Below are 14,763 nucleotides of genomic sequence, written 5' to 3' on the forward strand. Positions count from 1 at the left end.
CTTAGATCACCTTATCGTGACGAAGAGAAATTAATTCATCGGTCGAATAACCCAATTCATGAAGAATCTCATCGGTATGCTCACCAAGTAATGGTGAACGCGTTACATCAGTTGGGCTATCAGACATCTTGATTGGATTGCCTACAGTAAGGTACTTGCCGCGAATGGGGTGATCTACCTCAACTACTGTACCTGTAGCACGGAGTGCGGGCTCTTCGGCAATTTCTTTCATCGACAGAATTGGGCCACATGGAACATCGTACTTATTGAGAATATCCATGACTTCGAACTTACTCTTGGTCATCGTCCATTTTTCGATCTCACCAAAGATCTCCATCAAATGGGGCAAGCGCGCCATTGGGGAAGCAAATCTGACATCCGTAATCCAATCCTCATGACCGATGACTTTGCAAATTGCTTCCCATACTGGCGCTTGCACTACGACATAGATGTATGCATTTGGATCAGTTTCCCAGCCTTTGCATTTCACAATCCAGCCCGGCTGCCCACCACCAGAAGCATTGCCGGCGCGAGGTACAGCTTCGCCAAACTCACCGTTCGGAAACTGGGGGTACTCTTGCATGATGCCATTGCGCTCTAAGCGCTGTTGGTCCCGCAACTTCACACGGCACAAATTCAATACTGCATCTTGCATGGCTGCCAGGACCTTTTGGCCACGGCCAGAGTGGGTGCGCTGATAAAGCGCAGTAACGATACCTAAAGCTAAATGTAAGCCAGTTCCACTATCACCAATTTGCGCACCAGTCACCATGGGGGGGCCATCATCAAAACCAGTGGTGGATGCAGAGCCACCGGCGCATTGCGCGACGTTCTCATACACTTTGCAATCTTCATAAGGGCCAGGACCAAAACCTTTGACAGAGGCCATGATCATCATCGGATTCAGTTCTTGAATACGCTCCCAAGTAAACCCCATACGATCGAGCGCGCCCGGTGCAAAGTTTTCTACTAAAACATCACATTCTTTAATGAGGCGCTCGAGGATCTCTTTGCCCTTTTGAGTCTTAGTATTGACAGTAATAGAACGCTTGTTGTGATTCAACATAGTGAAATACAAGCTATCTGCATCCGGAATGTCGCGCAGCTGACCGCGAGTTGCATCCCCTTCCCCAGATTTTTCTACCTTGATGACGTCTGCACCAAACCAGGCAAGCAACTGTGTGCAGGTTGGTCCAGATTGAACGTGCGTAAAGTCGAGGATTTTTACCCCTTCTAGTGCTTTTGCCATGGTTTGAGTCCCAATAAAGAATGAAATTTCTGAATTGGGATAATTTTACCAGTGGGGAATAAGGGTCAATAGTGCATGCCCAATTTTTGGGCAAGACCCCCTACTCAAGCTAAATTGACGCTTCCTAAGAGGTATAGGAGGCTAAGAGCCAGAATTTTCAAGAACAGCGATGCGCTGTTTAAGAGCCTTCTCCTGGGTATAGCGATCGGTCTCATCCCGAATTACCGCAACAATCCCATTGACCTTGTGATGCTCATCAAACAGCATACCCACTGTAAACGCGATGGAAAGCATGTTGCCACTCTTATGCAGAGCGGGTACCTTGAGTAATGATGCGCCGTAACGAGTAATCCCCGTTTCCATTGACCTGCGACAGCCCTCGTTATGTCGATGACGTTGACGCTCTGGAACAATTAAGTCCATGGTGCTACCTAATGCTTCTTCTTCCGAGTAACCAAAGATGCGAGTAGCAGCGGGATTCCACATCACAATTTTTTCATGAGCATCAACAACAATAATTGCATCCCCGATGCACTCTACTAATTGGCTTAAATCAATACCGGTATTCATAGAATCAACCTAAATAAAAAAAGGCGCTCACAAGGAGCGCCTTCAAGATGCTACTGATTAATGATTGTTCTTAAACTGCTTTAGCTGTATGCAACTTAGCAATGTCATCAGCGTTGTAGCCAAGGTCAGCCAATACTTCATCAGTATGCTCACCCAATACTGGAGATGGCTTCACTTCGATTTCCAAATCAGAGAACTTGATTGGGCTACCGATAGTTAAATACTTGCCGCGTACTTTGTGATCCACTTCAACGATTGAACCGCTCTTACGCAGGTCAGGTGAAGCAGCCAATTCTTTCATAGAGAGAACTGGAGCACATGGAATATCGAACTTGCGCAGAATATCCACAGCTTCGTACTTAGTCTTGTCTTTGAGCCACTCTTCAATGGTTGCGAAGATGTCAAAGATCTTGTCTTGACGAGCTTCAGCAGTCATATAAGCTGGATCAGTTGCCCACTCTGGTTTGCCCAAAGCCTTAGTAATTGGCTCCCAAGCGTGACCTTGAATAGTGAAATAGATATAAGCATTAGGATCAGTTTCCCAGCCCTTGCACTTCAACACCCAACCTGGCTGACCGCCACCACCAGCATTACCACCGCGTGGTACTACGTCAGTGAATGTGCCATGTGGATACTGTGGATACTCTTCCAAGTAACCAATCTTGTCCAAGCGTTGTTGGTCGCGTAACTTCACACGGCATAAGTTCAATACTGCATCTTGCATTGAGCAAGAAACTTTTTGACCTTTGCCAGTTTTTTGACGCTGCATCAAAGCAGTCAAAATACCGATTGCCAAATGCATACCAGTATTAGAGTCGCCCAAAGCTGCTGCAGAAACTGTTGGAGGACCATCCCAGAAACCAGTGGTAGAAGCTGCACCGCCAGCACACTGAGCAACGTTCTCATACACTTTTAAGTCTTCATATGAATGGCCATCGCTAAAGCCCTTTACTGATGCCAAGATCATTTTTGGATTGAGTTCTTGAATACGCTTCCAAGAGAAACCCATGCGATCTAATGCGCCTGGTCCGAAGTTTTCAACCATCACATCAGAAACTTTGATCATCTTCTCAAGCACTTCTTTGCCTTCTGGAGTTTTAGTATCCAAAGTCAAAGAACGCTTATTACCGTTGAGCATAGTGAAGTACAAAGCATCTGCGCCTGGGATATCACGTAATTGACTACGAGTAACGTCGCCTGAACCTGGACGCTCAACCTTAATCACGTCAGCGCCATAAAAGCCCAACAACTGAGTACATGCAGGACCTGCCTGTACGTGGGTGAAGTCAATAATGCGAATACCGTCTAATGGTTTAGTCATGTTTGTTTCTCCTTAAGTGTTTCTTGTTTACTACTAAATTCAGTCTAAAAAATTAACTTTTACTCTTAACTTCTCATCCCTGCTTATTTCTTTCCAGCCGCAGTCGATGGATTTAAGTTTGTTAAACGGCCACTCTCAGTACCTGCGGTTTCATCAATAACAGCATTGATGAGGGCTGGTTTACCGGCAGCAATCGCTTCTATTAATGCTGCTTCTAATTCTGCTGGAGTAGTTACGTAGTAACCAACACCACCGAACGCCTCAATCATTTTGTCGTAACGCGCATCCTTAACGAAAACGGTCGGGGCAACATCAGCGCCGCCAGTTGGGTTTACGTCAGTACCACGGTAAACGCCATTGTTGTTAAAAACGACTGTCGTGATTGGCAAGTTGTAACGGCAAACCGTTTCGAGCTCCATGCCGCTAAAACCAAAGGCGCTATCGCCCTCTACTGCCACTGTTGGTAAGCCGCTAGTGACGGTAGCGCCAATCGCATAGCCCATACCGATACCCATGATGCCCCAAGTACCAGAGTCAAAACGCTTACGCGGCTTATACATATCCACAATCGCACGGCAGTAATCCAAGGTGTTTGCACCTTCGTTCACCAAATTGACATCTGGGTTCTTTTTAATCACATCACGAATCACACGTAGTGCGCCATGGAAGTTCATTGGGTTTGCTTCTTTTGCCAATGTCTCAGCCATCTTGGCAGTGTTCTTATTTTTCTTCTCAGTGATTGCAGCAATCCATTCAGCGCTTGGCTTAGGAACAGAGGCAATACCTTTTAAGAGCTCGCCAACGCATGAGCCAATGTCACCAATCAATGGTGCGGCGATTTGTACGTTGCTATCAACTTCGTTTGCCTGAATGTCGATCTGAATAAATTTCTTAGGATCCTTGCCCCAAGTCTTACCCTTACCGTGAGCCAGCAACCAGTTCAAGCGCGCGCCAACCAACATCACTGCATCAGCCTCAGCCAATACAAATGAGCGGGCTGCAGAAGCAGATTGTGGGTGGTTATCAGGCAACAAACCTTTTGCCATTGACATTGGTAAGTAAGGAATACCAGACTTCTCGATCAAGTCACGGATCTCTTTATCGGCTTGCGCATAAGCAGCGCCTTTGCCCAAGAGAATCAATGGGCGTTTAGCGCCCTTGAGTACATCTAATGCACGTGCTACTGCATCAGCCGCTGGAATTTGGCGTGGTACAGGGTCGATGACTTTAAAAATCGTTTTCTTAGCTTCATCAGCAGGCATGGTTTGAGCAAGTAGCTGTGCTGGTAAGTCTAAATACACTCCGCCTGGGCGACCAGAAACTGCTGCACGAATCGCGCGGGCAAAACCAATACCGATATCTTCAATATGATTAATACGATATGCCGCTTTGCAATATGGCTTAGCTGCATTGAGCTGGTCCATCTCTTCGTAGTCACCCTGCTGCAAGTCAACAATCTCACGCTCACTTGAGCCAGAAATCAAAATCATTGGGAAACAGTTCACAGTTGCATTTGCTAATGCTGTTAAGCCGTTCAAGAAACCTGGAGCAGAAACGGTCATACAAATACCAGGTTGTTGTGTCATATAACCAGCAATCGCAGCAGCGTTACCAGCATGTTGCTCATGACGGAAGCCAATAAAACGCATACCTTCTGCCTGCGCTAAACGACATAAGTCAGTAATTGGAATACCAACTAGACCGAAAATGGTGTTGAGGTCATTTGCTTTTAAAGCATCAATGACGAGATGAAAGCCATCGGTTAATTGTGTGTTTTGATTATCTGTTGTCATAGAATTTTGATATCAATTGCAGGTCACCACTGAGTGATGGGGCTATGCAATTTAGCTTTCGCTAGCTTCTCCAATAAAGTTATTAATTGCACTGCGGGTATTAGTCCCCGCTTGGCAGAGATGAATATTAGGCTCGGGGTGGGGGTTCATCATTGACTTCGGTCAATTTCCCCCTAATTGAAGCGTCCCAATGGGGCGCAAACCCCTAAAACCTAAATAAAAAGCTCTTTATGCTTTGTTTTAAGACGGCTTAAGGTCTCTGGAGAGAGGTTGAGGTAAGAGGCTAGCTCCTTTTTGGGAAGTAGCTCAAATAGGTCTTCATATTTACGCAGGAAACGCTCTACCCGGCCCGGGGCATCGAGCATATGCAAAGTAATGGAATGAGCCATGATCTCGCTCATGAGTCGCATTACTTCAAACTCAAAGCTTTCTTTGAGGGACTGATGTTGATCTAAGAATTCGGCCCATTTTTTAAGGGGCATCCGGGCTACACGGGCTTTGGTGACAGCGGCGATGCTATAGGGGGCAGCAGTCTTAAGGCGCCAAGCAGCATAGCTAGTCTCAATATCTTTTTCAATCGCAAAACGCAGAATCATTTCTTTAGCGTCAGCACTAGACACAATGCGCTTTAAGATTCCATCTAAAACAAAGTATTGTTCCATTTGATGATCACCTTGATGCAGCACAATTTCTGATTTTCTAAGATCTGAGATCTCTAAATGGCTCTCTAAATCAGCCATTACGTCCTGCCCCAAGCTTTTTAAGACTGAGTTTTGGCTCAGCTGAAGGCGAATCAGGTTTTTTTCGGGGTGCTTATCTAATACTGTCATAAATCGATACTCCAAGAATGACAATTGTAGTCTTTATTACCCGAAAAAATAGATAAAAACCCTAACCCACTGGGTGATTAAGCTAGAATGAATCTGTCGTGGTGCTTTATTGCAGTGCAATAAAGTTAAACGGGAAACACTAAACGTGTGCTGCCCCCGCAACGGTAAGTAAATGCGCCTTTTATCAAAAGGGTGTGAGGAATCTGACAAAGCCACTGTGCGCGTCAATCGCATGGGAAGGCCAGATTCTGAGATTTACTAGCCCGGATACCGGCCAAGACAGGTGGAATTTTGCGGACGGGGACCTTCGCGCGCCGATGACAGTGCCTGGTCCTGCGATCTTGCGCCCAATTGACGCCCGAACTCCTGCACGTGAAGTTCTGTTCGACCCAGCTTACGGGGAAGTGAGCTAGGTATTCGACAACAGAAAGCATTTCATGAAACAGCAGTTGAGCAGCAAACTTAGCACCCTACTATGCGGCGGTTTAATAATTCTCAGCAGCGTAACGCATGCACAAAATGATTCCAGTGTTTCGGTTGCATCCGCGCCAAATCCCATGGACCCGATTATTGTTACAGCAACTAGGACACCAACTAAAGCAAGTGATGTATTAGCCGATAATGTTTACATCGGCTCAGAGGAAATAGCACAGTCAGGCCAAACAACCCTAGTCGAGTTACTGCAAAAACAAAAAGGCGTGACGATCTCTAGCTATGGTGGCGGAGGATCGAATTCCAGTGTTTTCCTAAGGGGCACAACTAATAATCAGACGCTTGTATTAATTGATGGCGTACGAATAGATGATTCATTTAGCGGGGGTGCTAACTGGTCAGTGATACCTCTAAATGTCATTGATCACATTGAAATTATTTTTGGGCCACAAAGTAGTCTCTATGGAGCGGATGCCATTGGCGGCGTAATTCAGATTTTTACAAAACGTGGGGAGGGACCGCCCAAAGTCAATGCCTCGATTGGGTATGGCACCTACGGAACCTCAATAAGCGAGGCCAGCATTTTTGGCTCTACGACTGGCGACCAAACAATAAGCTACTCACTAGCGGCATCCCAAACTCTCTCCATGGGATTTAATACCATTGCGTCAAATAATAAGGATGGTATTACACCAGGCAATAGAACAGGATATGTGCAAGATAGCGTAACAGGCAGGATTTCTCAAGAATGGCAAAAGGGGCAAGAATTTGGCCTTCAGTTTTTACAGAGCAAATTAAATAATCAGCTGCCTGCACTGAATGGTCAAGATGGCTTGCAACAAATTCAAAACCAAATTTCTCAGCTTGGCACCTATAGCCTCTACTCTAAGAATCAAATAAATGATGCATGGAAAAGCCTACTTCAGGCTTCTGCGCAAACTAGCAATGCACTAACACACTCACCAACCTCAGGCGATTATTCTGCATATGACAGCACACTTAATCAAAGGCAAAATATTTACACTTGGCAAAATGATATAAGCCTAGGAAAAGATCTTGTGCAAGTACTGGCCGAGAGAAGAACTCAAACTGTTTCGAGTAATCAGCTTAACTACAACTCACTCGACTTTCCCTTCCCACTTCTTGGTTTTAATCAGTCTCGCAATACAAATTCTGGGGCTTTAGCCTATCAACTCAAGCGCGAATCGAATATTGCAAACTTCTCTATTCGCAATGACAGCATTACTGGATATGGCCCGCATACGACAGGCTCTGCTGCATATGGTTATTTCTTTACAAAAGAATGGCGCGCTAATATCAACTATGGAACTGGCTTTAGGGCTCCTACTTTCAACGATCTTTACTACCCAGGCTATGGAAACCCTGCAGTGCAGGCAGAGAAAAGTAAAAATATAGAGGCTGGATTACATTTTGAAAAACCTACGCTTGAAGGTCACGTCGTAGTTTTTAGTAACTCTATTTCAAACCTCATTCAAGTGAGTAAAGTCAACTGTCCAGTAGGAACAAATCCATACACAGGATGTGCATCGAACGTTGCGAGCGCCAATATCACTGGACTCACACTAAGTGGAATGAGTCACCTAGCGAGCCTCAATCTAAAGGGCTCATTTACCCAACAAAATCCTGTCAATCAGGGCACGGATACAACCCTAATCAAACAAGCAAAGCAATACGGAAATATAGCTGCAGAGTATGTCTATACCAAAGTGACAGCTGGGGTTGGTGCAACATTTTCTGGCAGGCGCAATGACTACCTTGGCGAGGCTACCGGGATGGGAGGCTATACCATCTATAACCTATATGCCAACTACGACTTAGAGAAAGATCTCAGCCTGTTTGTCCGATGGAATAACGTTTTTAATAAAGATTACCAACTGAGTTATGGCTACAACACCCCTGGCTCTAACGCATTCCTAGGCTTGCGCTACGCTATGAAATAAGTCCTAATTTCAGACTACAATGCCAGTATGAATGAGTACAACCCTCTTTCCTCTGGCGATGTAGATCTGGATGGCCTACGTGCATCCATTCAACGCCTTTCTGAAAAGATTGTCTTAGTTTCTGATGCCGTTATAAACCTATCGCAGAACCGGATTCAACTTGAGGGAAAAATTGAGGGGGCGCAAAAGCGTATTCAACATATTTTGAGTCGCTTACCAGAACAAAGTGATGGACGCCAATTGAACTTACTTGGCGAAGCTATTCCACCTACCAACACAGAGGATGATAGTGAGCCAACAACGCATTGAAGTAACCCTAGCTGGGCAAAAGATTACTCTTGCCACAAGCGCAGAACACGAGCCTTTGCTGCGTGAGGCTTGTGTATTGGTTGATGAGCAAATTCAGCTTGCTATTGGCGGTGGTAATCGCAGTATTGAACGCGCCAGCATGATGGCTGCACTCAAAATTGCTGGTGATCTAATTAAGCTACAAAAACAATCGCAACAAAGCTCCTCTTCTAACGTGAGTTCAGATGAGATCGCAAAACTTCAAGCAGAGATCCACAATCTTGAAGATCAAGTAGATGCTTTGATGCAAACCCTTTCCCTGCCTGGTTCGCCAAGGCCAATAGTTCCTTGAACCGATGCGCAAGCATCCGGAACGATCTTTACCTTGTGGGCGTGAGCGTCTTGCAAGTTCACAGTGCCAACTCAGACTTGGTGACTCCCTGAACTTCTTAATGCACCCGAAGCAGAGTAGCCGTTCCACCTTGAACCTTAGGGTTCAGGATGACGGCCTAGCGGCCAAGGCGGGGAATTCATGTTACTAAGCGATATCTTGATGCTCATGTTGTGCGGGAGCATCTCCGGATTTCTGGCTGGACTTTTAGGTATTGGTGGCGGCATGATTTTGGTACCCTTCATGATTTTGGTTTTCAACCATCTGGAATTTAGCCAAGGGGTCATTGTTCATATGGCTATCGCTACCAGTATGGCTACGATTCTGTTTACCACTACATCAGCGATTTGGGCGCACCATAAACATGGCTCTATTGATTGGAAGTTGGTTGCCGCATTTAGCCCCGGATTAGTTGCTGGAAGTCTTATTGGTGGCAGTGAAATTTTCGAGGCCCTCAATACTTCATGGCTTTCACTCTTTTTTGCGATCTTTCTTGTTTACACTTCGATTCAGATGTTGCTCAATAAGAAACCTCAAGCTGGTAGAGAATTACCAGCCTCTCTTGGACTCTTTGGCTTTGGTGCTTTTGCTGGCGCCCTCTCGAGTCTTGTTGGCGCTGGCGGTGCATTTATCACTGTACCCTTCATGCTCTGGTGCAATGTAAAGCCACATGTAGCAATGGCTAGCTCATCTGGCCTAGGATTTCCGATTGCGGCCGCGGCAACGATTGGTTATATGTATGGCAGCTGGAATCACCCCAACCTGCCATCCGGATCTTTAGGTTTTGTTTATGTTCCAGCAGTTGCTTGTATTGTTGCAGTGAGTATCTTCACTGCTCCGCTGGGTGCCAAGATGGCTCGCAAGCTGAATATTGCTCAACTCAAGCGCATTTTTGGTGTGATGTTATTTTTCCTTGCTGCCTTCATGTTTAATGAAAGCCGCAAGGCATTTGGCTTTTAACTAGCTCGTATATTGCTGACGCAAGATATTCTTTTGTACTTTACCCATCGCATTACGAGGTAAGTCAGCAACAATCTCTAAACGCTTTGGAATCTTAAAGTTCGCAATCTGCGTTTTTAAAGTAGCAATCATGGCTTGGGCATTTAACTTGGCACCAGCTTTTGGAACTACAACAGCCATCACAGCCTCACCAAAGTCTGGATGTGGAATCCCAATTACTGCACTCTCATCCACTCCATCCATATCATCAATGAAACCTTCGATCTCTTTTGGATAGACGTTGTAACCACCAGAAATAATGAGGTCTTTGCTGCGGCCAACGATACATAAGTAGTCTTTTGGAGCTTTGCCACCGTTGGCATCACCGCCCCAACGCCCAACGTCACCGGTCTTAAACCAACCGTCTTGAGTAAATTCTTCAGCAGTTTTTTCAGGCATACGCCAGTAGCCCGGGAATACATTTGGGCCTTTTACTTGAATGCTGCCAATCTCATCAACGCCACAAGATTTATTATTTTCATTCACCACACGGACTTCGACACCTGGTAATGGCAATCCTACTGAGCCACCCACGCGTGCACCTTTGTATGGATTAGAGACCAACATCACTGTCTCACTCATGCCATAGCGCTCTAGAATCGGCTGCCCAATCACTTGCTTGAAAGTATTGAATGTTTCTGTCAATAAGGGGGCTGATCCAGAAACAAACAAGCGCATATTACGTGCTACTTTCTGATTAAAGCCTTTGTCAGCTAGCAAGCGTACATAGAAAGTCGGTACGCCCATCATCACTGTGGATTTTGGCATGTGATGAATCAATTGCGCCGTATCTAAGCGCGGCAACCAAATCATCTTGCTGCCGTTAATCAACGCACCATGGGCAGCTACAAATAATCCATGTACGTGGAAGATAGGCAAAGCATGCAACAGCACATCGCCTTTTTGCCAGCCCCAGAATTTTTGCAAGACCTGAGCATTACTTCCTAGGTTTTTATGGGTGAGCATTGCACCCTTGCTTCGGCCAGTGGTGCCTGAGGTATACAGAATAGCTGCAAGGTCATCGTCTTTAGCTGGCACAGTTTTAAATTGATCACTTAAGCTACCTGCGCACTCTAGCAATGTACCAGTTCGATTTTCATCGAGAGTTAAGACATGCTTAGTACCTGCCTTAGCGGCTACCTTGGATACCCAGGAGAAATTCTTGCTGCTGCAAACTACTACAGCAGGCTGCGCATTCTCCAGAAAATATTGGATTTCAGTAGACTGATAAGCTGTATTGAGGGGTAAATACACATAACCCGCACGAATCGTAGCAAGATACAGAAAAAGAGCCTCAGGGGATTTCTCAACCTGGACAGCAACCCTTGAACCAGCAGGAAGCTTAAGACTCTTGAGTAAATTCGCCAACTTAGCAGTGGCACCCTCAAGATCAGCCCAGGAGTAGTAAAGCCCATCATGCGTTTCTAATGCACATGCTTTCTTGTCTTTTGGAAATCCTTTTTCCAATAGCGAATATAAATTCATGAACCCCTCAAATCCAATCTCTTAAAAATCATGAAAAATTAATCTAATGTAGCGCCGGATTTCTTAACGACAACAGACCAACGCGCTACATCAGCTTGTACTTGCCTTCCAAAAGCCTCTCCAGTCAGAGTCGGAGTATCGGAACCATTCTTTTCCCAAATAGCTTTGAGATTAGAAGTATTTAGGGCTTTTTGCACCTCAGCAATCATCTTATCTACGATCGGCTTTGGAGTACCAGCTGGGGCAAATATGGAATACCAAGTGGACACCTGGTAGTCAGGCAAGCCTGCCTCTTGGAATGTGGGAACATTAGGTACGGCAGGTGAACGCTTATTCGATGCTAAGGCGATTGCTACCAGCTTACCTGCATTAATTTGCGGAGCAGAAGTAGCCAAACCATCAAACTCGAGATCGACTTGTCCGGCCAGTAGGTCAGTCATCGCTGGACCAGCACCGCGGTATGGAATATGGGTAATGAATGTGCCTGTTTGAATCTTGAACAACTCACCAGCCAAGTGGTGAACAGTTCCGCTACCAGCGCTGGCATAGTTATATTTGCCAGGGTTCTTTTTCATCAACTCAACGAATTCCTTGGTATTACGGGCGCTTACTTTTTGTGGATTGACCACCAAAACTTGCGGCACGTTTGCAATCATTGCAACCGGTATAAAACTCTTCTCAATGTTGTAATCCAAATTTTTATACATGGATGGAGCGATAGTGTGATGAGTGGCACCGATCAACCAGGTATAGCCGTCAGGAGCTGCTTTTGCAGCTACGGATGCTCCAACAGTTCCCCCTGCTCCACCACGATTGTCAATGATGAACTGTTTGCCCAGTTGCTCGGTGAGCTGAGCTGCCAAAGGCCTAGCAAACGCATCTGTCCCGCCGCCCGCTGGGAAAGGCACAACAAAAGTAACTGGCTTATTCGGCCACTCTTGTGCCATCACCACCAAAGGTGCAGCACAAACTAAAAATAAGGCCTGCTTGATAAGGCTCGTAAATCTCAATTGCTTTAACATTTTTTGTCTCCTTTACTGACTATTTTGATTAGCTATAGATTCAATATTCGAACTTCAATAACACTTTTGGCATTAATACCTAATGCCGCCAAGCTTACTCCATATGAACCTTAGGCGAATACTCTATGAATTCTGCCTTAGGACGTCTCCTCCTGCATTCCTAATCAGGGCACCATTAAACGGCCTACTGCCCTTGAATAATCAATCTCTCCGTGGGTAAAACGTTCATGATTTTCCTCAACAGAAGAAAGATCATATAAATAATTCACCATTAATGCCCCTGATTCACGTAGGCCCTTCCGTGAAAGATCGGCCGCCCAATTGATTTGATGGAGCTTTGCTCCGTTCCCTAGGTGGAACTTAGCCACAGGATTGCCGTTGCGTCCGGCTGAGCCGAGTCCCAAATAAATACTTGCGAGACACAGTAATGCAGATTTTTCTTTTTCGCTTGCATCATCAGGATGCCAGCCAGCACTTAAACGCTCAGTCCAAGAACGTTTTGCCAAACCTAGAGTCTCTAGCGATTGCTCGCGTGCTGATCTGATTGCAGGCTTGAGTTGTACGCTGAAATTATCACCACCAATATCAGCACCGCTAGCCACCCAATCAATAAATCCAGGAATGGGCGATAAGGTGACAAAAGTTTTGAGGCTCGGAAATTCTTCATGCAATTGCTCGGCAACACGCTTGATGAGGAAGTTGCCCATAGAAACACCGCGCAGGCCAGGCTCACAGTTGCTAATCGAATAAAAGGCTGCCACTTTGTAATTGGACGTTTGATGGACTGTCTCAGCCTTCTTATCTACTAGCGGCGTAATCACTGCGGGGATTTCTGATAGGAGGGCAACCTCAACGAAGATCAGCGGCTCATTAGGCAACTGAGGATGAAAGAACGCAAAACATCTGCGGTCAGGCTGTAGACGACGGCGTAAATCATCCCAACCGTCAATCGCGTGCACTGCTTCGTGCTGAATGAGCTTTTCTAAAATCTCGGCTGGCGATTTCCAGTCGACGCGATGCATCTTCAAGAATCCAGGATTGAACCAAGAAGATAAAAGATGACGCAAATCAAAATCCACTGCAGTTAACTCTGGTTGTTTATCTAGCACCAGCAAAAGATCGCGGCGCATTCCTACTAATGCAGCAGTTCCATTGGTGGCGCGATTTAAACGGCGGAATAACTCTTGTCTGGGGGGCTCAACAACTCGTTGTAATTTAATGTAGTTACGGGCATTACCTTCAGCAGAAAAATTTTGTGCAGCAGACATCACCGCTACAGGATCCGGATTGAGTTTCTGGAATAGGAAAGTAAAGAACTTTGCATGCTGATCTTTAGTAAGCTTGTAATAGTTATTAATCACATCGTCAGCCATGCTGACAGCATTGGACTCGCCACGCTCTGAAATCAGGCGGGTCACCGCACCAGTAACGCGCGAAAAATAACGGGCTTTTGCTAACTTTTCAAGCATGCGAGTCTTTTCAGAAATACGGCTAATAAAAAACGATAAATCAATGTATTCCTGCAAAAACCCTGAAATCCATTAAGTTACTGATTGTATCTAGAAAATATAGGTGTTTAGGTATTTTTGCGATGCAATATCAGGGCTTCAGCCCTGATATGCATTTTTATACCTTGGACTTTGATTTAAACGAAGTCATGAGAAAAATGCCGAACAGGATCATTGGTACACATAACCACTGCCCCATCGATAAGCCTAAACCTAAGAGACCCAAAAATGCATCTGGTTCACGCGCATATTCAGCTAAGAATCGGCAGATACCGTAACCCAATAAGAAAAGTCCCGAAACCTGACCGACTCGATGTTGTTTGCTGGAATAGATCCATAACACCACTCCAAGCAAGATACCCTCGCCCAGTAGCTGATAGATTTGAGATGGATGGCGCGGGATACTATCAACCATCGGAAACACCATGGCCCAAGGAAGATCGCTAGGCCTACCCCAGAGCTCCCCATTAATGAAATTACCTAGACGTCCAAACGCCAAACCAAAGGGGACCAATGGCGCCACTAAGTCACTCACCACAAAGAAAGTCGTGTTGCGTTTTTTTGCAAACCAATACAAAGCGAGCAGTACACCCAAAAGACCACCATGAAAAGACATGCCACCCTCCCAAACCTTCAAAATATCTAAAGGATGAGTCAGGTAATAGCCGGGCATATAAAACAAGGTATAGCCCAAGCGGCCACCAAGAACAACTCCCAAGACGCCTGCAAACAATAAATCTTCGAGATCTTTATAAGTCCAGCCCAAGGCTTGATAGCGCGCAGCTTGAATCCGTAGACGACCTAACAATAAAAATTGTGCGAAGGCCATGAGATACATTAATCCGTACCAATGAATTGCAAAGGATCCAATGCGAATCGCAGCTGGATCAAACTGGGGATGAATCAACATAGAG

At 45.6% G+C, this 14,763-nt stretch carries 12 protein-coding genes, 1 other RNA gene, 1 pseudogene and 1 riboswitch; of the genes and pseudogenes, 5 read left to right on the forward strand and 9 right to left on the reverse strand.

The genetic code is table 11. The features are described 5' to 3' along the window. Nucleotide 1: 1 nt before the first annotated feature. The 5 genes from frc (CBI31_RS02210) to CBI31_RS02230 all read right to left on the reverse strand — a co-directional run bounded on the left by frc (CBI31_RS02210) (nt 2) and on the right by CBI31_RS02230 (nt 5,763). Entirely contained in the window at nt 2-1,249 is a 1,248-nt protein-coding gene (gene frc, locus CBI31_RS02210) for a formyl-CoA transferase (RefSeq protein ID WP_088524779.1), read from the reverse strand. 141 nt (nt 1,250-1,390) lie between these two features. Beyond that, a complete protein-coding gene (locus CBI31_RS02215; RefSeq protein ID WP_088524780.1) occupies nt 1,391-1,819 on the reverse strand; it encodes a PAS domain-containing protein in 429 nt (142 codons plus the stop codon). 70 nt (nt 1,820-1,889) lie between these two features. Beyond that, complete coding sequence (frc, locus tag CBI31_RS02220; RefSeq protein ID WP_088524781.1) at nt 1,890-3,140, reverse strand: formyl-CoA transferase; 1,251 nt, start codon at nt 3,138-3,140, stop codon at nt 1,890-1,892. Nucleotides 3,141-3,223: 83 nt separating this feature from the next. After that, on the reverse strand, nt 3,224-4,933 hold the full coding sequence (gene oxc / locus CBI31_RS02225; protein ID WP_088524782.1) for an oxalyl-CoA decarboxylase: 1,710 nt from the start codon (nt 4,931-4,933) through the stop codon (nt 3,224-3,226). Nucleotides 4,934-5,145: 212 nt separating this feature from the next. Further along, the gene (locus CBI31_RS02230) at nt 5,146-5,763 is read right to left on the reverse strand and encodes a Crp/Fnr family transcriptional regulator (RefSeq protein WP_088524783.1); all 618 of its coding nucleotides are present in this window, start codon (nt 5,761-5,763) and stop codon (nt 5,146-5,148) included. Nucleotides 5,764-5,845: 82 nt separating this feature from the next. Further along, nucleotides 5,846-6,056, forward strand: a riboswitch (cobalamin riboswitch). A gap of 144 nt (nt 6,057-6,200) precedes the next feature. On the opposite strand from CBI31_RS02230, the gene CBI31_RS02235 reads away from it, so the two are divergent. The 5 genes and pseudogenes from CBI31_RS02235 (at nt 6,201) to CBI31_RS02255 (ending at nt 9,795) form a co-directional block, all read left to right on the forward strand. Further along, on the forward strand, nt 6,201-8,156 hold the full coding sequence (locus tag CBI31_RS02235; protein WP_088524784.1) for a TonB-dependent receptor domain-containing protein: 1,956 nt from the start codon (nt 6,201-6,203) through the stop codon (nt 8,154-8,156). A gap of 27 nt (nt 8,157-8,183) precedes the next feature. Beyond that, nucleotides 8,184-8,465 carry a hypothetical protein gene (locus CBI31_RS02240; RefSeq protein ID WP_088524785.1) on the forward strand — a complete coding sequence of 94 codons (282 nt, stop codon included), beginning with the start codon at nt 8,184-8,186 and terminating at the stop codon, nt 8,463-8,465. Beyond that, nucleotides 8,440-8,658, forward strand: a pseudogene (locus CBI31_RS10620) (cell division protein ZapA); the annotation flags it as partial. The gene CBI31_RS02240 and the pseudogene CBI31_RS10620, both read left to right, overlap by 26 nt. Before the next feature lie 99 nt (nt 8,659-8,757). Then, nucleotides 8,758-8,976: non-coding RNA, 6S RNA (gene ssrS, locus CBI31_RS02250), on the forward strand. Continuing rightward, complete coding sequence (locus CBI31_RS02255; RefSeq protein ID WP_088524786.1) at nt 8,977-9,795, forward strand: sulfite exporter TauE/SafE family protein; 819 nt, start codon at nt 8,977-8,979, stop codon at nt 9,793-9,795. On the opposite strand, the gene CBI31_RS02260 is transcribed toward CBI31_RS02255, so the two are convergent. The 4 genes from CBI31_RS02260 to lgt form a co-directional block, all read right to left on the reverse strand. Beyond that, nucleotides 9,796-11,319: a malonate--CoA ligase gene (locus CBI31_RS02260; RefSeq protein WP_088524787.1), complete on the reverse strand. Its 1,524-nt coding sequence runs from the start codon at nt 11,317-11,319 to the stop codon at nt 9,796-9,798. 38 nt (nt 11,320-11,357) lie between these two features. Next, nucleotides 11,358-12,341 (reverse strand): Bug family tripartite tricarboxylate transporter substrate binding protein, encoded by a 984-nt coding sequence (locus tag CBI31_RS02265; protein ID WP_088524788.1) that lies wholly within the window; start codon nt 12,339-12,341, stop codon nt 11,358-11,360. Nucleotides 12,342-12,505: 164 nt separating this feature from the next. Next, on the reverse strand, nt 12,506-13,867 hold the full coding sequence (locus tag CBI31_RS02270) for a malonyl-CoA decarboxylase domain-containing protein (protein ID WP_240553663.1): 1,362 nt from the start codon (nt 13,865-13,867) through the stop codon (nt 12,506-12,508). Between the two features lie 100 nt (nt 13,868-13,967). After that, nucleotides 13,968-14,759 carry a prolipoprotein diacylglyceryl transferase gene (gene lgt, locus CBI31_RS02275; RefSeq protein ID WP_088524790.1) on the reverse strand — a complete coding sequence of 264 codons (792 nt, stop codon included), beginning with the start codon at nt 14,757-14,759 and terminating at the stop codon, nt 13,968-13,970. Nucleotides 14,760-14,763: the final 4 nt, after the last annotated feature.

The sequence above is a fragment of the Polynucleobacter campilacus genome (assembly GCF_002206625.1).
Classification (GTDB): Bacteria; Pseudomonadota; Gammaproteobacteria; order Burkholderiales; family Burkholderiaceae; genus Polynucleobacter; species Polynucleobacter campilacus.

Coding starts and splice junctions, on each gene's coding strand:
- frc (WP_088524779.1), bottom strand. CDS start 1,249: ATGGCAAAAGCACTAGAAGGGGTAAAAATCCTCGACTTTACGCACGTT.
- CBI31_RS02215 (WP_088524780.1), bottom strand. CDS start 1,819: ATGAATACCGGTATTGATTTAAGCCAATTAGTAGAGTGCATCGGGGAT.
- frc (WP_088524781.1), bottom strand. CDS start 3,140: ATGACTAAACCATTAGACGGTATTCGCATTATTGACTTCACCCACGTA.
- oxc (WP_088524782.1), bottom strand. CDS start 4,933: ATGACAACAGATAATCAAAACACACAATTAACCGATGGCTTTCATCTC.
- CBI31_RS02230 (WP_088524783.1), bottom strand. CDS start 5,763: ATGACAGTATTAGATAAGCACCCCGAAAAAAACCTGATTCGCCTTCAG.
- CBI31_RS02235 (WP_088524784.1), top strand. CDS start 6,201: ATGAAACAGCAGTTGAGCAGCAAACTTAGCACCCTACTATGCGGCGGT.
- CBI31_RS02240 (WP_088524785.1), top strand. CDS start 8,184: ATGAATGAGTACAACCCTCTTTCCTCTGGCGATGTAGATCTGGATGGC.
- CBI31_RS02255 (WP_088524786.1), top strand. CDS start 8,977: ATGTTACTAAGCGATATCTTGATGCTCATGTTGTGCGGGAGCATCTCC.
- CBI31_RS02260 (WP_088524787.1), bottom strand. CDS start 11,319: ATGAATTTATATTCGCTATTGGAAAAAGGATTTCCAAAAGACAAGAAA.
- CBI31_RS02265 (WP_088524788.1), bottom strand. CDS start 12,341: ATGTTAAAGCAATTGAGATTTACGAGCCTTATCAAGCAGGCCTTATTT.
- lgt (WP_088524790.1), bottom strand. CDS start 14,759: ATGTTGATTCATCCCCAGTTTGATCCAGCTGCGATTCGCATTGGATCC.